The organism is Streptomyces griseosporeus (genome assembly GCF_014656055.1).
GTDB lineage: Bacteria > Actinomycetota > Actinomycetes > Streptomycetales > Streptomycetaceae > Streptomyces > Streptomyces griseosporeus.
Map to the genome: position 1 here is coordinate 914,696 of NZ_BNBR01000003.1, position 19,945 is coordinate 934,640.

Annotated in this window: 20 protein-coding genes; 12 read left to right on the forward strand and 8 right to left on the reverse strand. The window is 71.7% G+C overall.

Features of this window, described 5'->3' with window-relative positions:
* The first annotated feature begins 12 nt into the window (after positions 1-12).
* Positions 13-1,551 (forward strand): histidine ammonia-lyase, encoded by a 1,539-nt coding sequence (hutH, locus tag IE308_RS18610; protein ID WP_190218860.1) that lies wholly within the window; start codon positions 13-15, stop codon positions 1,549-1,551.
* 74 nt (positions 1,552-1,625) lie between these two features.
* Here the strand turns inward: hutH and IE308_RS18615 are convergent, their stop codons facing one another.
* Positions 1,626-2,402 (reverse strand): hypothetical protein, encoded by a 777-nt coding sequence (locus tag IE308_RS18615; RefSeq protein ID WP_110630024.1) that lies wholly within the window; start codon positions 2,400-2,402, stop codon positions 1,626-1,628.
* A gap of 42 nt (positions 2,403-2,444) precedes the next feature.
* Entirely contained in the window at positions 2,445-2,795 is a 351-nt protein-coding gene (locus IE308_RS18620) for a hypothetical protein (RefSeq protein ID WP_190218771.1), read from the reverse strand.
* A gap of 109 nt (positions 2,796-2,904) precedes the next feature.
* Here IE308_RS18620 and IE308_RS18625 point away from each other — a divergent pair, with 109 nt between their 5' ends.
* The 3 genes from IE308_RS18625 to argG all read left to right on the forward strand — a co-directional run bounded on the left by IE308_RS18625 (position 2,905) and on the right by argG (position 6,318).
* Positions 2,905-3,270 (forward strand): hypothetical protein, encoded by a 366-nt coding sequence (locus IE308_RS18625; protein ID WP_229908928.1) that lies wholly within the window; start codon positions 2,905-2,907, stop codon positions 3,268-3,270.
* Between the two features lie 210 nt (positions 3,271-3,480).
* Entirely contained in the window at positions 3,481-4,728 is a 1,248-nt protein-coding gene (locus IE308_RS18630) for a L,D-transpeptidase (RefSeq protein WP_190218772.1), read from the forward strand.
* 138 nt (positions 4,729-4,866) lie between these two features.
* Positions 4,867-6,318: an argininosuccinate synthase gene (argG, locus tag IE308_RS18635; protein WP_190218773.1), complete on the forward strand. Its 1,452-nt coding sequence runs from the start codon at positions 4,867-4,869 to the stop codon at positions 6,316-6,318.
* Between the two features lie 76 nt (positions 6,319-6,394).
* Here argG and IE308_RS18640 read toward each other — a convergent pair whose 3' ends face one another.
* Positions 6,395-7,195, reverse strand: coding sequence for an enoyl-CoA hydratase/isomerase family protein (locus IE308_RS18640; protein ID WP_110630022.1), 801 nt, complete (start codon positions 7,193-7,195; stop codon positions 6,395-6,397).
* A 209-nt stretch (positions 7,196-7,404) separates the two neighbouring features.
* Between IE308_RS18640 and IE308_RS18645 the strand changes: the two genes are divergently transcribed.
* Positions 7,405-8,037, forward strand: a complete 633-nt coding sequence (locus IE308_RS18645; RefSeq protein ID WP_190218774.1) for a hypothetical protein — start codon at positions 7,405-7,407, stop codon at positions 8,035-8,037.
* Between the two features lie 49 nt (positions 8,038-8,086).
* Here the strand turns inward: IE308_RS18645 and IE308_RS18650 are convergent, their stop codons facing one another.
* Both IE308_RS18650 and IE308_RS18655 read right to left on the reverse strand, forming a co-directional pair.
* Positions 8,087-9,190 carry an adenylate/guanylate cyclase domain-containing protein gene (locus tag IE308_RS18650; RefSeq protein WP_190218775.1) on the reverse strand — a complete coding sequence of 368 codons (1,104 nt, stop codon included), beginning with the start codon at positions 9,188-9,190 and terminating at the stop codon, positions 8,087-8,089.
* Positions 9,191-9,298: 108 nt separating this feature from the next.
* Complete coding sequence (locus tag IE308_RS18655) at positions 9,299-10,159, reverse strand: biotin--[acetyl-CoA-carboxylase] ligase (RefSeq protein ID WP_190218776.1); 861 nt, start codon at positions 10,157-10,159, stop codon at positions 9,299-9,301.
* Positions 10,160-10,269: 110 nt separating this feature from the next.
* Here IE308_RS18655 and IE308_RS18660 point away from each other — a divergent pair, with 110 nt between their 5' ends.
* The 4 genes from IE308_RS18660 (at position 10,270) to IE308_RS18670 (ending at position 13,005) form a co-directional block, all read left to right on the forward strand.
* On the forward strand, positions 10,270-11,865 hold the full coding sequence (locus IE308_RS18660; RefSeq protein ID WP_110630018.1) for an acyl-CoA carboxylase subunit beta: 1,596 nt from the start codon (positions 10,270-10,272) through the stop codon (positions 11,863-11,865).
* A gap of 9 nt (positions 11,866-11,874) precedes the next feature.
* Positions 11,875-12,084 (forward strand): acyl-CoA carboxylase epsilon subunit, encoded by a 210-nt coding sequence (locus IE308_RS18665; protein WP_110630017.1) that lies wholly within the window; start codon positions 11,875-11,877, stop codon positions 12,082-12,084.
* A gap of 114 nt (positions 12,085-12,198) precedes the next feature.
* Complete coding sequence (gene mmpB / locus IE308_RS37240; RefSeq protein WP_268256483.1) at positions 12,199-12,327, forward strand: morphogenic membrane protein MmpB; 129 nt, start codon at positions 12,199-12,201, stop codon at positions 12,325-12,327.
* A gap of 54 nt (positions 12,328-12,381) precedes the next feature.
* On the forward strand, positions 12,382-13,005 hold the full coding sequence (locus IE308_RS18670; protein ID WP_110630016.1) for a nucleoside triphosphate pyrophosphatase: 624 nt from the start codon (positions 12,382-12,384) through the stop codon (positions 13,003-13,005).
* A 29-nt stretch (positions 13,006-13,034) separates the two neighbouring features.
* Here the strand turns inward: IE308_RS18670 and IE308_RS18675 are convergent, their stop codons facing one another.
* Positions 13,035-13,523: a hypothetical protein gene (locus IE308_RS18675; RefSeq protein ID WP_190218777.1), complete on the reverse strand. Its 489-nt coding sequence runs from the start codon at positions 13,521-13,523 to the stop codon at positions 13,035-13,037.
* 405 nt (positions 13,524-13,928) lie between these two features.
* On the opposite strand from IE308_RS18675, the gene IE308_RS18680 reads away from it, so the two are divergent.
* Complete coding sequence (locus IE308_RS18680; RefSeq protein WP_190218778.1) at positions 13,929-15,701, forward strand: acetyl/propionyl/methylcrotonyl-CoA carboxylase subunit alpha; 1,773 nt, start codon at positions 13,929-13,931, stop codon at positions 15,699-15,701.
* Positions 15,702-15,853: 152 nt separating this feature from the next.
* Here the strand turns inward: IE308_RS18680 and IE308_RS18685 are convergent, their stop codons facing one another.
* Entirely contained in the window at positions 15,854-16,801 is a 948-nt protein-coding gene (locus tag IE308_RS18685; RefSeq protein ID WP_110630013.1) for a DeoR/GlpR family DNA-binding transcription regulator, read from the reverse strand.
* A 200-nt stretch (positions 16,802-17,001) separates the two neighbouring features.
* The gene (locus IE308_RS18690; RefSeq protein WP_110630012.1) at positions 17,002-18,450 is read right to left on the reverse strand and encodes an NAD(P)H-quinone dehydrogenase; all 1,449 of its coding nucleotides are present in this window, start codon (positions 18,448-18,450) and stop codon (positions 17,002-17,004) included.
* A gap of 116 nt (positions 18,451-18,566) precedes the next feature.
* On the opposite strand from IE308_RS18690, the gene IE308_RS18695 reads away from it, so the two are divergent.
* Both IE308_RS18695 and IE308_RS18700 read left to right on the forward strand, forming a co-directional pair.
* The gene (locus tag IE308_RS18695) at positions 18,567-19,004 is read left to right on the forward strand and encodes a gamma-glutamylcyclotransferase family protein (RefSeq protein ID WP_110630011.1); all 438 of its coding nucleotides are present in this window, start codon (positions 18,567-18,569) and stop codon (positions 19,002-19,004) included.
* A gap of 114 nt (positions 19,005-19,118) precedes the next feature.
* The gene (locus tag IE308_RS18700) at positions 19,119-19,943 is read left to right on the forward strand and encodes a purine-nucleoside phosphorylase (RefSeq protein ID WP_110630010.1); all 825 of its coding nucleotides are present in this window, start codon (positions 19,119-19,121) and stop codon (positions 19,941-19,943) included.
* Positions 19,944-19,945: the final 2 nt, after the last annotated feature.

Consider the following 19,945-nt stretch of genomic DNA (forward strand, 5'->3'; position numbering starts at 1 on the left):
CTGAATATGGATATGCACACTGTGGTGGTGGGGACGTCCGGGGTGACCGCGTCCGACGTTCTCGCGGTGGCGCGTGACGGCGCCCGCGTCGAGCTGGCCGGGGAGGCGGTCGCGGCCCTGGCCGCGGCCCGCGAGATCGTGGACGCGCTGGCGGCCAAGCCCGACCCCGTCTACGGCGTCTCCACCGGCTTCGGCGCCCTGGCCACCCGGCACATCAGCCAGGAGCTGCGCACCCAGCTCCAGCGCAACATCGTCCGCTCGCACGCCGCCGGCATGGGCCCACGCGTGGAGCGGGAGGTCGTCCGGGCCCTGATGTTCCTGCGTCTGAAGACCGTCTGCTCGGGCCACACCGGTGTCCGCCCCGAGGTCGCGCAGACCATGGCCGACCTGCTGAACGCCGGCATCACGCCCGTCGTCCACGAGTACGGCTCCCTCGGCTGCTCCGGCGACCTGGCACCGCTCTCCCACTGCGCCCTGACCCTGATGGGCGAGGGTGAGGCGGAGGGCCCCGACGGGACCGTGCGGCCCGCCGCCGAGCTGCTCGCCGAGCACGGCATCGAGCCGGTCGAGCTGCGCGAGAAGGAGGGCCTGGCGCTCCTGAACGGCACCGACGGCATGCTCGGCATGCTGGTGATGGCCCTCGCCGACCTCGACACCCTCTACAAGTCCGCCGACATCACCGCGGCCCTCTCCCTGGAGGCGCTGCTCGGCACGGAGAAGGTGCTCGCCCCCGAGCTGCACGCCATCCGGCCGCACCCGGGCCAGGGCGCCGCCGCGGCCAACATGCTCGCCGTGCTGAAGGGCTCCGGCCTGACCGGGCACCACCAGGACGACGCCCCGCGCGTCCAGGACGCCTACTCGGTGCGCTGCGCCCCGCAGGTCGCCGGCGCCGGCCGCGACACCATGGCCCACGCCCGTCTGGTCGCCGACCGCGAGCTGGCCTCGGCCGTCGACAACCCGGTGGTGCTGCCCGACGGGCGGGTGGAGTCCAACGGCAACTTCCACGGCGCCCCGGTCGCCTACGTGCTGGACTTCCTCGCCATCGCCGCCGCCGACCTCGCCTCCATCGCGGAGCGGCGCACCGACCGGTTGCTGGACAAGAACCGCAGCCACGGCCTGCCGCCGTTCCTCGCGGACGACGCCGGCGTGGACTCGGGCCTGATGATCGCCCAGTACACGCAGGCCGCGCTGGTCAGCGAGATGAAGCGGCTGGCGGTCCCCGCGTCGGCGGACTCCATCCCGTCCTCGGCGATGCAGGAGGACCACGTCTCCATGGGCTGGTCGGCGGCGCGCAAGCTGCGCACGGCCGTCGACAACCTCACCCGGGTGATCGCCGTCGAGCTGTACGCCGCCACGCGCGCGATCGAACTGCGCGAGGGCCTCAGCCCGGCCCCCGCCTCGCAGGCCGTCATCGAGGCCGTACGGGCCGCCGGGGTGCAGGGCCCGGGCCCGGACCGGTTCCTGGCGCCCGACCTCGCGGCGGCGGACGCGTTCGTGCGCGAGGGACGGCTGGTCGCGGCGGCGGAGGCCGTCACCGGCCCGCTCCAGTAAGGCATGCGACAGGGGGGCCCTGCCGGGATCGGCAGGGCCCCCCTGTCCGTGCGTCAGGCGCGCCTGACGGACGCTTACTTGATCTTGGCGAGCTGCGCCTGGACCACGGCGGCCGGGATCTCGGCGGCCTTCGTGGCGCCGAAGTCGGCGAAGTTGACCGTGTAGAACGTGGCGACGGTGTTGCCCTTGCGCACGACCTCGGTACGGAACTGGGCCGTGCCCTGGCCGTCCATGTCGACGGACTGGGTGAACGCGACCGTCTCGTCGCCCTGGGCGGAGCCCTGGTCGGCGGTCACCTTGGTGACCTTGCCGTCCTGCTCCGCCTCGGAGGTCAGGCGGTAGCCGCCCGAGCAGGCCTTCACGCCGTCGGAGACGGCCTTCATCGCCTTCTCGGCGCCGTCACCGTCGTACGACGACAGACCCACGAAGGTCATCTCGACCTGGAGGGCGCTCTCGAGGTCCTTGGCGCCGTCCTTGGGCTCCGCGGCGATGGTGTTGCTCGCGCTGACGTCCTTGTCGCCCGGGGCCAGGCCCGCCGTCGACCACGCCAGCGGGTCGCAGGCCGGCTTGTCGGTCTTCACCTCGGCCTTGGACTTCGGCAGGGTGTCGTCGCCGTCGTCGACGCGGTACCCCTTCACCTCGGCCTGGGTCAGCAGCAGCTTCTCCAGCTCCGGCTTGGCCAGCGCCTTGGCGGTGGCGGCGGGGGCCGCGGCGGAGGCGGACGCCGAGCCGGAGGCCTTGGTGTCGTCGGTCTTCTTGTCGCTCTCGCTGGAGCACCCCGTGACAAGGGCGAGGGACAGCGCGCCGACAGCTGCGGTGGCGCACATCCGCACGCCCGTTGATCTCTTCATGAGCGGACTATGAGGTTTCCGTCAAAGGAACGTCAAGTCAGTTCAAAAACCCAGACGTTCCCGGCGAACGGAATAAACCACGAACCCCGCGCCCACCGCCAGGAAGAGGGTGCCGCCGACGACGTACGGCGTGCTGTCGAAGCTGCCGGTGTCGGCGAGGCGGGTCTCCTCCACCCCGTCCACGGCGGTGCCCGCGGCGGTGTCGGCAGCGGTGTCGGCGGCGGTGGTGTCGGCGGCCAGGGACACGGCCCTGGCCTGGGCGGTCGCGGTCGCCGTGGACTGCTCTCTCGCCCCGTTGTCCTGGGTCGCGTTGGCGGACGGAACGAACCACAGGGCGCCCAGCAGGGTCGCCGCGGCGGTGGCGGTCAGCAACGGACGGCGAGCGGATGACACGGAATATCGATCCCCTTGTAGCGCTGGCGAATTGGCCGTGTGGGGGGATGCTAATGAAAGCCGCGGGTCGCGGGAAAGTTATGGGAGCGCCCGGCCGTACGCTCACGCCATGAGCACTCCTGAAGCATCACGATTTGTCCGCCTTCGCGTGGAGTTGGTCCTGGAGGTCGAGGATAAGGACGCGGTGACCAAAGCGGCGTTGCGCCGTATCGCCTCCGAGTCGGGGATGCCGGACGCGGAGCGCGCGCACGCGCAGAGCGCTGTGACGGAAGACACGGCCGAGGCCCTCGCCTATCTCGTGGATCCGTTCGACCTGGTCAGTGAGGTGCCCGGGGTCGAGCTCCAGCAGGCGTCCTGGACGAGCGAGCAGATCGACTACGACCCCGATTCGCCGGAGTGGGACCTCGACGAGGATGATGACGGGGAAACGAGCGAGGACCCGTACGACGAGCGCGGCGCGGACGGCATCGGCTGACGGTCTTGGGGAATTCGTGACCCCGGACGGCAACCGCCGCCCGGGGTTCCGTCGTCTCAAGGGGCGCTCGAACGGTGATCGGGACGGGCCGGACGTGGCAAGCCCCACACGCACGGGGCTGGGGAACGGGAAGAACCGGTCGTAGCGTTGAAGATCTCGTCGGGGGACTCTCGGGGTTTTGTGGATTCGGCAACGATGGAGAAGCGTGTGATGAGGGACAGCAAGCGGCGCAGGGGCCTGGTGGCCGCGTCCGCACTGCTCGGCGGTGTGCTGGTGCTGACGGCGTGTTCCGGCGGCGACGACGCCTCCTCGGACAACGGCACCGACACCTCGCAGTCCAAGGTCGACGAGGCGGCGGCCCAGAAGACCTCCGAGGCCCAGATCAAGATCACACCGGCGGACGGCTCGACCAACGCCTCCATCAACAACTCCGCCACGGTCACGGTGGCCAAGGGCACGCTCTCCTCCGTGACGATGACGACCGCCGACGGCAAGGCCGTCGCGGGTGAGCTGTCGGCGGACAAGCTGAGCTGGAAGCCGACCGTCCAGCTGGAGCGCTCGACCACCTACAAGGTGGCCGCGGAGGCCACGGACGCCGACGGCCGCGTGGCGCACGAGAACGCGTCGTTCACGACGGTCTCCCCCGCGAACAGCTTCATAGGCAGCTTCACCCCCGAGGACGGCTCCACGGTCGGCGTGGGCATGCCGGTGTCGATCAACTTCGACAAGGCCATCACCAACAAGGCCGCCGTCCAGAAGGGCGTCACCGTCACCTCCAGCAGCGGCCAGGAGGTCGTCTGCCACTGGTTCAACACCAACCGCATGGACTGCCGTCCGCAGGACTACTGGAAGGAGAACTCCACCGTCACGCTGAAGCTCGCGCTCGACGGTGTCGAGGGCGCCCAGGGTGTCTTCGGCGTCCAGCAGAAGACGGTCACCTTCCACATCGGCCGCAACCAGGTCTCCTACGTCGACGCGAAGACCAAGCAGATGAAGGTGACGCAGGACGGACAGGTCGTCAAGACCATCCCGATCTCCGCCGGCTCGCCCGACAACAAGACGTACGAGGGCCAGATGGTGATCTCCGAGAAGTTCAAGGAGACCCGGATGAACGGCGCGACGGTCGGCTTCACCGACGACGACGGCAAGGGCGAGTACGACATCAAGGACGTGCCGCACGCCATGCGCCTGACCACCTCCGGCACCTTCATCCACGGCAACTACTGGGGCGCCCCGTCGGTCTTCGGCAACGTCAACACCAGCCACGGCTGCGTCGGCCTGCAGGACAAGCAGGGCGCGGACGACCCGAACACCCCGGCCGCCTGGTTCTACGACCACTCCATCGTCGGTGACGTGGTCGTGGTGTCGAACACCGGCGACAAGACGGTCTCGCCGGACAACGGCTACAACGGCTGGAACATGGACTGGGCCCAGTGGAAGGCGGGCTCGGCGATCTGAGCCCCCTCGCTTCGCATGAAGGCGGCCGCCCCTCGGGGTGGCCGCCTTCGGCGTATGCCGGAGGCCGTGGTGGGCGTATGCCCGGGACCACACCGAACCCGTGTTGCATGATCATGCATAGTGATGCATACTCTTGCTATGTCCAAGGTCCTCACCTCCCTCCCCACCGGCGAGCGGGTCGGCATCGCCTTCTCCGGCGGCCTCGACACCTCGGTCGCCGTCGCGTGGATGCGCGACAAGGGCGCCGTCCCGTGCACGTACACCGCTGACATCGGCCAGTACGACGAGCCCGACATCGCGTCCGTGCCCGGCCGTGCCACCGCGTACGGCGCCGAGATCGCCCGCCTCGTCGACTGCAGGGCGGCGCTGGTCGAGGAAGGCCTGGCCGCGCTCGCCTGCGGCGCGTTCCACATCAAGTCCGGCGGGAGGGCGTACTTCAACACCACGCCGCTCGGCCGGGCCGTCACCGGCACGCTGCTGGTGCGCGCGATGATGGAGGACGGGGTCCAGATCTGGGGCGACGGCTCCACGTTCAAGGGCAACGACATCGAGCGGTTCTACCGCTACGGCCTGCTCGCCAACCCGCACCTCAGGATCTACAAGCCCTGGCTGGACGCGGACTTCGTGAGCGAGCTGGGCGGCCGCAAGGAGATGTCGGAGTGGCTGCTCTCGCACGGGCTGCCCTACCGGGACCCGACCGAGAAGGCGTACTCCACGGACGCCAACATCTGGGGCGCCACGCACGAGGCCAAGACCCTGGAGCACCTGGACACCGGCATCGAGACCGTCGACCCCATCATGGGCGTCCGGTTCTGGGACCCGGCGGTGGAGATCGACACCGAGGACGTCACGGTCGGCTTCGACCAGGGCCGCCCGGTCACCATCAACGGCAAGGAGTTCGCCTCCGCGGTCGACCTCGTCATGGAGGCCAACGCGATCGGCGGCCGCCACGGCCTGGGCATGTCCGACCAGATCGAGAACCGGATCATCGAGGCGAAGAGCCGCGGCATCTACGAGGCGCCGGGCATGGCGCTGCTGCACATCGCCTACGAGCGGCTGGTGAACGCCATCCACAACGAGGACACGGTCGCCGCGTACCACACCGAGGGCCGCCGCCTCGGCCGGCTGCTCTACGAGGGCCGCTGGCTGGACCCGCAGGCGCTGATGGTGCGCGAGTCGCTGCAGCGCTGGGTCGGCGCCGCGATCACCGGCGAGGTCACGCTGCGGCTGCGGCGCGGCGAGGACTACTCGATCCTCGACACGACCGGCCCGGCGCTCAGCTACCACCCGGACAAGCTGTCCATGGAGCGCACCGAGGACTCCGCCTTCGGCCCGGTCGACCGGATCGGCCAGCTGACCATGCGGAACCTGGACATCGCCGACTCTCGCGCCCGCCTGGAGCAGTACGTCGGCCTCGGCCTCGTCGGCACCGCCCACCCGACCCCGATCGGCGCCGCCCAGGCGGCCTCCACCGGCCTGATCGGCGCCATGCCCGAGGGCGGCGCCGAGGCCATCGCCTCCCGCGGCGAGGCCGCGGACGAGGAGGAGACGGCCCTGGACCGCGCGGCGATGGAGTCGGGCACGGACTGACCCGGCCTGCTCCGAGAGCTGTGGGCCCCGGCGGAACACCTTCCGCCGGGGCCCTTCGCATCTCTCCGGTACCGGCCTACTCCCCCGGCCACTCCGGCTTGCGCTTCTCGTTGAAGGCGGCCACGCCCTCCGCGCGGTCGCCGGAGAAGGCCACCGACCGCCAGGCCGCGTCCTCCACCTCCAGGCCGGCCTTCAGGTCGAGGCCGTGACCGAGGCGCAGGGCGCGCTTGGCGGCGCGCAGGCCGACCGGGGAGTTGCCGGCGATACGGGCGGCCAGGGCGAGGGCCTCCTCGCGGTCCCGGCCGGCGTCGACCAGCTGGTCGATCAGACCCAGTTCCCGCGCCTCCGGCGCCTCCAGCCGGCGGGCCGTGAAGATCAGCTCGGCCGCGCGGGCCGCGCCGACCCGCCGCGGCAGCAGCTGCGTACCGCCGCCGCCCGGGATGACCCCGACGGACACCTCCGGCAGGCCCACGACCGCCGTGGCGTCGGCGACGATCAGGTCGCAGGACAGCGCCAGCTCGAAGCCGCCGCCCAGCGCGAAGCCGTGCACCGCCGCGATCGTCGGCATCGGCAGTTCCAATACTCCCGTGTACGCGCCCCGCGCCACCGGGCGCTGCCGGACCAGGTCGGCGTCGCTGAAGGAGTTCCGCTCCTTGAGGTCGGCGCCCACGCAGAACGCGCGCTCGTGGGTCGACGTCACGACCACCACCCGTACGTCCCGGTCGGCGCCGAGCGCGGCACACGCGGCGCCGATCGAGCGGGCCATCTCCGTGGAGACGGCGTTCATGGCCTTGGGCCGGTCGAGGGCGAGCTCCGCGACATGCCCCTGCTCGTGCCGCCGCACCAGCACGAACTCCCCGAACCGCTCCTCGCTCATGACACCCTCCCGGTTAACGCGGGTTAACAATCGGCATTCGCCCCGATCATCGCAGCCGCCCCGGACGGAGGGAAGGGGGAACCTCTCCGCCCGCCCCCGCTTACTCGTTCGAGTGACATTCCCGCCGACTCCCGGTCCTCCCCCCGTGGGAGCGCATAGCCTGCGCGCCACGGCGCACGGGGGGCGCGAGCGCATGGGGAGGCCTGACCATGAACGACATCCAGCAGGGAACGGGGACGGACACCACAGGGAGCGCGGACCGCGCCGATTCCGTCGACGAGCGCCCCCGCGGGCGTCACCGGCGCCGTCGTCCGCGCACAGTCGTTCTGGTCGCCGGGAGCCTGGTGCTGGCCGCCGGGGCCCTGAGTCTCGTAAGGCTCGCTCCCGAGACCGGGGTGCCCGGGCTCGGCACCGCGGAGGCCGAGCCGCGGCATCGGACCGGTGAGGAGCACCCCACCGGGCGGTCCACCGCGGTCCCGGCCGCCCCCGCGCCGAAGGCCAGCCCGTCCGCGACGGACGTCATGGGCACGGGGAGCCCGCTGCCCGCGCCGAGCGCCGCCACGGCCTCGTCGGCCGGGCCGGTACCCGTGCCCGGACCCGGATCCGCGACCGCGTCCACGCCCGCCGGGGCGTCCGCGGCGGACAGGGCCTCGACCGCCCCCGCCGGCACGCCGTCCCGCTCGGCCCCGGCGCCGCAGACCTCGTCGGCGCCCACCACCGCACCGGCACCGCGTCCGCCGCAGCCGTCCCAGCCGGCGCCGACACCCACACCGCCGCCGGCCGAGCCCGACGACCCCGGGCTCTGCGTGCCGATCCTGAACCTGTGCCTCGACCTGGGGTGACGCGACACCCCAGGGCGCCGGGAGCCCGGCATGATCGGCGTGACACCGCCTAGGGCGTGCCCTCCCGGCGGCTCAGCAGCCACGGTTCCACCACGCCCAGGCCACGGACCGGCCGCTGCCACATCGGCTGGAGCGCGAAGCGGTACGCCGGCGGCTCCTCGCCCTCCTTCTCCGCGGCGGCCGCGGCCTCGGCGGCCTCCGCCTCCGAGGCCGGGGCGTCACCGGTGCGGATCAGCTCCTCGGCGAAGGCGCTGTCGACCAGGACGGCGTCCCGGGGCGCAATGGAGGTCAGCCGGGAGGCGAGGTTGACGGTCGTGCCGAACACGTCGCCCATCCGGGTCGTCACCGTGCCGAACGCCATCCCGACCCGCAGCTCCGGCATCGTCTCGTCGTTCGCCATCGTCTCTATCAGCCGCAGCGCGATCTCCGCGGCCGTACCGGCGTCGTCCGCCGCGTACAGCACCTCGTCGCCGAGGGTCTTGATGAGCCGGCCGCCCCGCGCGGCGACCAGGTCGGCGGCGGTGGTCTCGAAGGCCTCGACCAGCTCGCCCAGTTCCTCCTCCTCCATCCGGCGGGTCAGCCGGGTGAAGCCCACCAGGTCGGCGAAGGCCACGGCAAGACGCCGGTCGACCATCTCCTCGTCGTCGGCGGCCTGCACGACCCGGCCCGCCGAGGCGGCGAGCTGGCGGCGCCAGACGTAGACGAGGAACTCCTCCAGTTCGGGCAGGAGCAGCTCGACGATCGGGTACGTCACCTCGGTGCGGGTCATGCCCGGCTCCGGCGGCTCGGTCAGCCCCTCCAGGAAGGAGTCGATCTGCCACTCCGCCAGACGGGCGGTGGTCTGCCCCGTCGACCGCGCCACCTGCACCGCCATGGCCTCGCTGAGCAGCCCCGCCTCCACCAGACCGGCGAGCCGGCGCAGCGCCAGCACGTCGGCCTCCGTCAGCGCCCTGGCCTGACCGATGTCGGCGAAGCCCATGGCCCGCCAGAAACGGGACGCCAGCTCCATGGAGACACCGGCGCTGCGGGCCGCCTGGAAGGGGGTGTAGCGCCGCTCGGCGCCGAGGATGAGCTGCTCCAGGCGCAGGGCGAGCGGATCCTCGCCGGAGTCCGTGGCGTGGGGGTCGGGGTCCCCCCTGTCGTCGACGGTCACGCCTGCTGCCCTTCCGATCTATCGCGGTCAGGTATCGACCGGCCTCAACTGTACGGCAGGTGTGCGCCAGCTCACTCCGTCAGGTGGGGCCGGGCCGGGCGCCCGGGATCACGCCGGCCTCAGGTGCACGATGTCGCCCGCCCCCACCGGCTCCTGCACGCCCTCCTTCGTCGCGATCACCAGGCGGCCGTCGCCGTCCACCGCCACCGCCTCCCCGACGATCGACCGGTCGCCCGGCAGCATGGCCCGCACCGTCCGTCCCAGCGTGGCGCATCCCGCCGCGTACGTCTCCTGGAGGCCGCACGCGGCCGCGTCTCCCCCGGCCGCCCGCCAGCGGCCGTACCAGTCCTCCAGGGAGCGCAGGACGGCCCGCAGCAGCGGGTCCCGGTCGGTGCTGATCGCGTCGGCGAGGGCCAGGGAGCCCGCCTGCGGCACCGGAAGCTCGTCCTCCCGGAGGGTGACGTTGACGCCGACGCCGATGACCACGCCGCCGTCGCCGGCCCGCTCGGCGAGGATGCCGCCGGCCTTGCGTTCCTCGCCGCCCACGGTGACCAGCAGGTCGTTGGGCCATTTCAGTGAGGTGTCGACCCCGGCGGCCCGGGACAGGCCGGTCGCCACCGCGACGCCGGTCAGCAGCGGCAGCCAGCCCCAGCGGTCCACCGGGACCTCGGCGGGCCGCAGCAGCACGGAGAAGAACAGGCCCGAGCGGGGCGGCGCCGTCCACCGGCGGTCCAGGCGGCCGCGCCCGGCCGACTGTTCCTCGGCGACGAGGACCGCGCCCTCGGCCGCCTTGCCCGCGGCGGCCCGGGCGACCAGATCGGTGTTGGTGGAGCCGGTGTTCTGCACGACGTCCACCTCCGACCACAGGCCTCCCTCGCGCAACAGGCCGCGCCGCAGGGCGGTGGCGTTGAGGGGCGGCCGGTCGAGGTCGGACCAGCGGTTGTCTCCTGAGGCATCTCGCGGCGTCATGCAAGCCACCCTAGGTGTGGTAAACACCGCACTGCTGTCGCGGGGAGGCACCACTACGCTACGGATGAGTAACCGTCCCCCCTTTTGAGCAGGCAGGGAGCCGCATCCCGATGTCCGAGCCGGAAGAGATCGACATTCACACGACCGCGGGCAAGCTCGCGGATCTCCAGCGCCGCATCGAGGAGGCGACACACGCCGGCTCCGCCCGCGCCGTGGAGAAGCAGCACGCCAAGGGCAAGCTGACGGCCCGTGAGCGCATCGAACTGCTGCTCGACGAAGGGTCCTTCGTCGAGCTGGACGAGTTCGCCCGGCACCGCTCCACCAACTTCGGCCTGGAGAAGAACCGCCCCTACGGCGACGGCGTCGTCACCGGCTACGGCACGGTCGACGGCCGCCCGGTGGCCGTGTTCTCGCAGGACTTCACCGTCTTCGGCGGTGCGCTCGGCGAGGTCTACGGCCAGAAGATCGTCAAGGTGATGGACTTCGCGCTGAAGACCGGCTGCCCGGTCATCGGCATCAACGACTCCGGCGGCGCCCGCATCCAGGAGGGTGTGGCCTCGCTCGGCGCCTACGGCGAGATCTTCCGCCGCAACACCCACGCCTCCGGCGTCATCCCGCAGATCTCGCTGATCGTCGGCCCGTGCGCGGGCGGCGCGGTGTACTCCCCCGCGATCACCGACTTCACGGTCATGGTCGACCAGACCAGCCACATGTTCATCACCGGCCCGGACGTCATCAAGACGGTCACCGGCGAGGACGTGGGCTTCGAGGAGCTGGGCGGCGCCCGCGCCCACAACTCCACCTCCGGTGTCGCCCACCACATGGCCGGGGACGAGAAGGACGCTATCGAGTACGTCAAGCAGCTGCTGTCGTACCTGCCGTCCAACAACCTCTCCGAGCCGCCGGTCTTCGCCGAGGAGGCCGACCTCACGGTCACCGACGAGGACCGCGAGCTGGACGCGATCATCCCGGACAGCGCGAACCAGCCGTACGACATGCACACGGTGATCGAGCACGTCCTGGACGACGCCGAGTTCTTCGAGACGCAGGCGCTGTTCGCGCCGAACATCCTCACCGGCTTCGGCCGGGTCGAGGGCCGCCCGGTGGGCGTGGTCGCCAACCAGCCGATGCAGTTCGCGGGCTGCCTGGACATCGCCGCCTCGGAGAAGGCCGCCCGCTTCGTGCGGACCTGCGACGCCTTCAACGTCCCGGTGCTGACCTTCGTCGACGTGCCCGGCTTCCTGCCCGGCGTCGGCCAGGAGCACGAGGGCATCATCCGCCGCGGCGCCAAGCTGATCTACGCCTACGCCGAGGCCACCGTCCCGCTGATCACCGTCATCACCCGCAAGGCCTTCGGCGGCGCCTACGACGTCATGGGCTCCAAGCACCTGGGCGCCGACCTCAACCTGGCCTGGCCCACCGCCCAGATCGCCGTCATGGGCGCGCAGGGCGCGGTCAACATCCTGCACCGGCGCACCCTCGCCGAGGCGGAGGCGAGCGGCGAGGACCTGGAGGCGGTGCGCGCCCGGCTGATCCAGGAGTACGAGGACACCCTCCTCAACCCCTACGTCGCGGCCGAGCGCGGCTACGTCGACGCGGTGATCATGCCGTCCGACACCCGCGCCCACATCGTCCGCGGCCTGCGTCAGCTGCGCACGAAGCGGGAATCCCTGCCTCCGAAGAAGCACGGCAACATCCCCCTGTAAGGAGCCGCTGTGACGATCAAGGTCGTAAGGGGAAACCCGACCCCGGAGGAGCTGGCCGCCGCTCTGGCGGTGGTCAGGGCCCGCGCCGCGGCGGCGGCCGCCACGCCGTCCGGCGCGGAGGGCCCGAGGGACGCGTGGTCCGACCCGGCCCGGATCGCCTCGGCCCGCGTGCCGAGCCCGGGCCAGGCGTCCTGGTCCCGCACTTATTGGCCGAGCTAGGGGAAGCCCCCCTTCAGAGGGCGCGGGGAACCGCGCACAGAGCTGAAACGTGGGGCGCCTAATTAGGTACGCGTACTCAGGCGCCCCACAACGGCTCAGCCCCACGCTAGGGGCATGCTGTGGTCCGACCCCGAGAACGAGCCGCCCAAGGAACTGCGCGACATGCAGGAGATGCTGCGGCGGCTCGGTCTCCTCATGGCCGTGGCCATGCTGCTGGCGATGCTCGTCCTGGGAGTGCGGTGAGGGCGGCCCGGGGACCGAGGTGAGCCGCCCCGCCCGGGTGACTAACCTGACCGCATGACTGCTCAGCGCCGCAGGCGACTCGTGCTCGCCTCCCAGTCCCCCGCCCGGCTCGGGCTGCTCCGCCAGGCAGGCTTCGACCCCGAGGTGATCGTCAGCGGGGTCGACGAGGACGCCGTCTCCGCCCCCACCCCGGCCGACCTGGCCCTCGCCCTCGCCGAGGCCAAGGCCTCCGTCGTGGCCGCGAAGCCCGAGGTCAAGGGCGCGATCGTGATCGGCTGCGACTCGGTGCTCGACCTGGACGGCGAGGCCCTCGGCAAGCCCGCCGACGCCGAGGAGGCCACCGCCCGCTGGAAGGCGATGCGCGGCCGGGCCGGCACGCTGCAGACGGGCCACTGCGTGTACGACACGGTCAGCGGCCGGTACGCCTCCGGCACCGCCTCCACCGTCGTCCGCTTCGGCGAGCCCACCGACGAGGAGATCGCCGCGTACGTCGCCACCGGCGAGCCCCTCTACGTCGCCGGCGCCTTCACGCTGGACGGCCGCTCGGCCCCGTTCATCGACGGCATCGACGGCGACCACGGCAACGTGATCGGCCTGAGCCTGCCCCTGCTGCGCCGTCTGCTGGCCGAACTGGGCATCGGCATCACGGAGTTGTGGACCCCGGCGGAAGAGGCCTGAGGCCCCTTCCCAGGGCGGCGCGGGGGGCCTCAGGCGCCCCCGGCCGCCTGCGGCTCGGCACCGCCCGCCGACGTGCCGTTCGCCGGGTCCTCGTGCGGGGCGGCCGGCCCGGAAGCGGCGGCGGCGCCCTGGCCGTCGTACGTCATCAGCAGCAGCACGATCAGCCCCAGGACCGCCATCATGAACAGGAAGGCGGTCCAGCCCACCAGCCCCCAGGCGAAGGCGCCCAGCAGGCCGTGCACGACCGCCGCGCTGATCAGCAGGATGCGGCCGAGGCCGGCCGGGGCGCGGTCGCGGACGGCGACCAGGAGGGCCACCAGGCCGCACAGGGCGAAGTACAGGCCGAAGACGACCCCGCCGATCTTTGACGACGTGGCCATGACATCCGGATCGATGCCGGCGAGGGACATCTGCTGCCGGTCGGCGACCACCCCGAGGAACCAGTTGACGGCCGCGATCCCGAAGGCCTCGGCGAAGAGCACCACCGTCACGACCCACGCCACCGGTCTGCGCACCACGCTCTCCACCCACTTCCGACCGCGGCCTCGGCGAGGCTCGCGTTACCCCAAGTACGTTCGAGACAGCGCGAACGCTACATGGGGGCGCCCCCTGCTCGTCAGAGCTTGGGGGAGGGTAAACCAGGGGACAAGAGCTGGGTCGCCGGCAAAGAATCATTGGGCCATTCGTAGGGACTCGACAAAGAATCCGAGTGGCGCGCGGCACGCTCTCACAGAGACCTTGACCACACGGGAGGGCTAGGGTTTCCCGGAGGAGTCCTGCGTACCGAGGTGCGACAAGGGATTTCGCGGGTCGAGCGAGCCCCGCATCACGCTCCGTGTGGGCAAGCTCACCATTGGGGACGGGTCGAAGTGCCGTGTCGGCAGTCCCTAAACTCGGCTTGTTTCAAGGAGGGAGCCTCAATCGTGCGCAAGGTGCTCATCGCCAACCGTGGCGAAATCGCTGTCCGCGTGGCCCGGGCCTGCCGGGACGCCGGGATCGCGAGCGTGGCCGTCTACGCCGACCCGGACCGGGACGCTCTGCATGTCCGCGCCGCGGATGAGGCGTTCGCCCTGGGCGGTGACACTCCGGCCACCAGTTATCTGGTCATCGACAAGATCCTGAATGCCGCCCGGGAGTCGGGGGCGGACGCCGTCCACCCCGGTTACGGCTTCCTCTCCGAGAACGCGGAGTTCGCGCAGGCGGTCATCGACGCGGGTCTGATCTGGATCGGCCCGCCCCCGCAGGCCATCCGCGACCTGGGGGACAAGGTCGCCGCCCGGCACATCGCCCAGCGTGCCGGCGCCCCCCTGGTGGCCGGCACCCCGGACCCGGTCTCCGGCGCCGACGAGGTCGTCGCGTTCGCCAAGGAGCACGGCCTGCCCATCGCGATCAAGGCCGCCTTCGGTGGCGGCGGCCGCGGTCTGAAGGTCGCCCGCACCCTGGAGGAAGTCCCCGAGCTGTACGACTCCGCCGTGCGTGAGGCGGTCGCCGCGTTCGGGCGCGGGGAGTGCTTCGTCGAGCGCTACCTCGACAAGCCCCGTCACGTGGAGACGCAGTGCCTGGCGGACAAGCACGGCAACGTCGTCGTCGTCTCCACCCGTGACTGCTCGCTGCAGCGCCGCCACCAGAAGCTGGTCGAGGAGGCGCCGGCGCCGTTTTTGAACGAGGAGCAGGTCGCCGAGCTGTACCGGGCGTCGAAGGCGATCCTGAAGGAGGCCGGCTACGTCGGCGCCGGCACGGTGGAGTTCCTCGTCGGCCTGGACGGCACGATCTCCTTCCTGGAGGTCAACACCCGCCTGCAGGTCGAGCACCCGGTCACCGAGGAGGTCGCCGGCATCGACCTGGTGCGGGAGATGTTCCGCATCGCCGACGGCGAGGAACTCGGCTACGACGACCCCGTCCTGCGCGGGCACTCCTTCGAGTTCCGCATCAACGGCGAGGACCCCGGCCGCAACTTCCTGCCCGCCCCCGGCACGGTCACCCGCTTCGACGCCCCCTCGGGTCCGGGTGTGCGCCTGGACGCCGGTGTGGAGTCGGGCAGCGTGATCGGCCCGGCCTGGGACTCGCTGCTGGCCAAGCTGATCGTGACCGGCCGCACCCGCAAGGAGGCCCTGCAGCGCGCCGCCCGTGCGCTGGAGGAGTTCCAGGTCGAGGGCATGGCCACCGCCATCCCCTTCCACCGCGCGGTCGTGAAGGACCCCGCCTTCGCGCCGGAGCTGACCGGGTCGGCCGACCCGTTCACGGTCCACACCCGGTGGATCGAGACGGAGTTCGTCAACGACATCAAGCCCTTCGCCGCCCCGGCCGATGCCGAGGCGGAGGAGGAGGCGGGCCGTGAGACCGTCGTCGTCGAGGTCGGCGGCAAGCGTCTTGAGGTCTCCCTGCCCTCCAGCCTGGGCATGAGCCTGGCCCGTACCGGCCTGGCCGCGGGCGCCAAGCCCAAGCGGCGCGCGGCGAAGAAGTCCGGCCCGGTCGCCTCGGGCGACACCCTGACCTCGCCGATGCAGGGCACCATCGTGAAGATCGCGGTGGAGGAGGGCCAGGAGGTCAAGGAGGGCGACCTGATCGTCGTCCTGGAGGCCATGAAGATGGAACAGCCCCTCAACGCGCACAAGTCCGGCACCATCAAGGGCCTGTCCGCCGAGGTCGGCGCCTCCCTCACCTCCGGCGCCGCCATCTGCGAGATCAAGGACTGACGACAGTCCTCGCAGCATCCGTTCCCCGTGCCCGTCTCGAAGGGCGCGGGGAACTGCGCGTTCAGCCCCGACGAGCCGGCCCCCGCGCACACGCCTGAAGCCCTACGGCGACCAGGCGCCCCGAGCAGGCAGAGCAAACCCGAGCCGGCAGGCTAACGCCGCCTCAGGTCGGCCACCCGCGCCGCCCGCTCCTGCGTCCCCGCCTGCTCGCCGAAGGCGTTCGCGGAGCGCAAGGGCATCTGCCGGCGCGGCGCGGGGAGCGGTACGTCCCGGCGCTGCTGGCGGCGCGCCGGGACGTCGTCACCCCCCTGGTTGCCGCTCGCCCCGGCCACGGCGATCTGCACCCCCTGGTCGGCGAGGGCCTGGAGTTCGGTGGCGGCGCGGTCGTCGTGGGCCGGCGGCTCGTCGGTGACGAGGCGGGTGATGAGGTCCGTCGGCACGGTCTGGAACATGGTGTCCGTGCCGAGCTTGGTGTGGTCGGCGAGGACCACGACCTCGGCGGCGGCCTGCACCAGGGCGCGGTCGACGGAGGCCGAGAGCATGTTGGAGGTGGACAGGCCGCGTTCGGCGGTCAGTCCGCTGCCCGACAGGAAGGCCCTCGACACGCGCAGCCCCTGCAGGGACTGCTCGGCGCCGCTGCCGACCAGGGCGTAGTTTGAGCCCCGCAGCGTGCCGCCGGTCATCACCACCTCCACCCGGTTGGCGTGCGCCAGCGCCTGGGCCACCAGCAGCGAGTTGGTGACGACGGTGAGGCCGGGCACCCGGGCGAGCCGGCGGGCCAGCTCTTGGGTGGTGGTTCCCGCACCGACCACGATGGCCTCGCCCTCTTCGACGAAGCTGGCGGCGAGGTCGGCGATGGCCGTCTTCTCGGCGGTCGCGAGATGGGACTTCTGCGGAAAGCCGGACTCCCGCGTGAAACCGCCCGGCAGTACCGCACCGCCGTGCCGGCGGTCGAGGAGTCCTTCGGCCTCCAGTGCACGCACGTCCCGCCGTACGGTCACTTCGGAGGTCTGGACGACGCGGGCGAGCTCACGGAGCGACACGGCACCGTTCGCTCGCACCATTTCGAGGATCAATTGGCGACGTTCTGCAGCGAACACGAAACTGACAGTAACGCGGGCGACCGTCTGGTTTCAGCAGTATGCGCCGATTAAACGAAGTTGTTCGCACAAGGCGGCGGAAGGTGGTATAGAGGCCTACCCCCGCCGCCTATGCCAATCGCATGGGCGGCGACTCCCCGTGACGGACGGGGAGTCGATTCCGGCCGCGAGCGTCCGTGAGCGTCCATGAGGGCGCTGACCTAGGCCTCCGCGCCCGCCTTGCGGGTGTGCAGCTGCCGGGCCACCTCGGCGATCGAGCCCGAGAGGGACGGGTAGACCGTGAACGCGTTGGCGATCTGCTCGACCGTCAGATTGTTGTCGACCGCGATCGAGATGGGGTGGATCAGTTCCGAGGCGCGCGGCGCGACGACCACACCGCCGACGACGATCCCGGTGCCCGGCCGGCAGAAGATCTTGACGAAGCCGTCCCGGATGCCCTGCATCTTGGCGCGCGGGTTGCGCAGCAGCGGCAGCTTCACCACGCGGGCGTCGATCTTCCCCGCGTCCACGTCGGCCTGCGTGTAGCCGACGGTGGCGATCTCGGGGTCGGTGAAGACGTTGGAGGAGACCGTCTTGAGGTTGAGGGGGGCCACCGCGTCGCCGAGGAAGTGGTACATGGCGATACGTCCCTGCATGGCGGCGACGGACGCGAGGGCGAAGACGCCGGTCACGTCACCGGCCGCGTACACGCCCGGGGCGGTCGTGCGGGAGACCTTGTCGGTCCAGATGTGGCCGGACTCGCGCAGCTTGACGCCGGCCTCCTCCAGGCCGAGGCCCGCGGAGTTCGGGATCGCGCCGACCGCCATCAGGCAGTGGGAGCCGGTGATGACCCGGCCGTCGGCGAGGGTGACCTCGACGCGGTCGCCGACCCGCTTGGCGGCGGAGGCGCGGGAGCGGGCCATGACGTTCATGCCGCGGCGGCGGAAGACGTCCTCCAGGACGGCCGCGGCGTCCGGGTCCTCGCCGGGCAGCACGCGGTCGCGGGAGGAGACGAGGGTGACGCGGGAGCCGAGGGCCTGGTAGGCGCCGGCGAACTCGGCGCCGGTGACGCCGGAACCGACCACGATCAGCTCTTCGGGCAGCTCGGTGAGGTCGTAGACCTGGGTCCAGTTCAGGATGCGCTCGCCGTCCGGCTGGGCGTCGGGCAGCTCGCGGGGGTGACCGCCGGTGGCGATGAGCACGGCGTCGGCGGTGAGGGTCTCCTCGGTGCCGTCGGCGGCGGTGACGACGACCTTGCGGGAGCCGTCGAGGGCCTGCATGCCCTCCAGCCGGCCGCGGCCGCGCAGGACGCGGGCGCCGGCCCGGGTGACGGAGGCGGTGATGTCGTGCGACTGGGCGAGCGCGAGGCGCTTGACACGCCGGTTGACCTTGCCGAGGTCGACGCCGACCACACGGGCGCTCTGCTCCAGGGGCGGGGTGTCGTCGGCGACGATGATCCCCAGCTCCTCGTACGAGGAGTCGAAGGTGGTCATCACCTCGGCCGTAGCGATAAGGGTCTTCGACGGCACGCAGTCGGTCAGCACCGACGCTCCGCCCAGACCGTCGCAGTCGACGACGGTCACCTCCGCGCCGAGCTGAGCGGCCACCAGGGCCGCTTCGTATCCGCCGGGTCCGCCACCGATGATCACGATCCGAGTCACGTACTCCATTGTCCCGCACCGTTCAAGGTGGTACCGCCCCGGGGGCGCGGGCGTGGTGTGTCCGTTACAAAGGGGACCACCGGGGACAGGGGTGGCGTGAGTTCCGGCTGCCGTACCCTTCCGGCATGTCGCTCTACGCCGCGTACGCCGGCAACCTCGACGCGCGGTTGATGTCCCGTCGCGCCCCGCACTCGCCGCTGCGCGCCACCGGCTGGCTGAACGGGTGGCGGCTGACCTTCGGGGGCGAGCACATGGGCTGGGAGGGCGCGCTGGCGACGATCGTCGAGGACCCGCTCTCCCAGGTCTTCGTCGCGCTGTACGACATCGCCCCGATGGACGAGGACGCGCTGGACCGCTGGGAGGGTGTCGGACTGGACATCTACCGCCGGGTCCGGCTGCGGGTGCACACGCTCGACGGCGAGGAGCAGGCCTGGGCGTACGCCCTGAACGGCTACGAGGGCGGCCTTCCGTCGGCGCGCTACCTGGGCGAGATCGCCGACGCGGCGGAGTCGGCGGGGGCGCCGCACGACTACGTCATGGAGCTGCGCAAGCGGCCCTGCTGAGCGCCGCACGGCCGGGGCGCGGGGGCGGTTCGTCGGAAACGACAAGACAACGATCCCGTTCCCGTCAGCTCTGTCATCTACGCGCGTAGGCGAAGCTCGGCTACCCTCGACCCCGTGAACGCATCTCTTCTTCCGGACGACATCCAGGGCGACCCGCACGCCGCCGCCGACGCCGCCGCCGCGCGCCTGCGCGAACTGACGGGCGCCGAGACCCACGACGTCGCCCTCGTGATGGGCTCCGGCTGGGCCCCGGCCGTGGACGCGCTGGGCACCCCCGAGGCCGAGTTCCAGGTCACCGAGCTGCCCGGGTTCCCGCCCCCGGTGGTCGAGGGCCACGGCGGCAAGATCCGCTCGTACCGCATCGGCGCCAAGCGCGCCCTGGTCTTCCTGGGCCGGACCCACTACTACGAGGGTCGCGGCGTCGCCGCCGTCGCGCACGGCGTGCGCACCGCGGTCGCGGCCGGCTGCAAGACCGTGGTGCTCACCAACGGCTGCGGCGGCCTGCGCGAGGGCATGCGCCCCGGCCAGCCGGTGCTGATCAGCGACCACATCAACCTCACCGCCACCTCCCCCATCGTCGGCGCCAACTTCGTCGACCTGACCGACCTGTACTCGCCGCGGCTGCGCGCGCTGTGCAAGGAGGTCGACCCCACGCTGGAGGAGGGCGTCTACGCCCAGTTCCCCGGCCCGCACTACGAGACCCCGGCCGAGATCCGCATGGCCCGCGTGATCGGCGCCGACCTGGTCGGCATGTCGACCGTGCTGGAGGCCATCGCCGCGCGTGAGGCGGGCGCCGAGGTGCTCGGCATCTCCCTGGTGACCAACCTCGCCGCCGGCATGACGGGCGAGCCGCTGAACCACGAGGAGGTCCTCCAGGCCGGCCGCGACAGCGCCGCCCGGATGGGCTCGCTGCTCGCGCAGGTGCTGGACCGGCTGTAAAC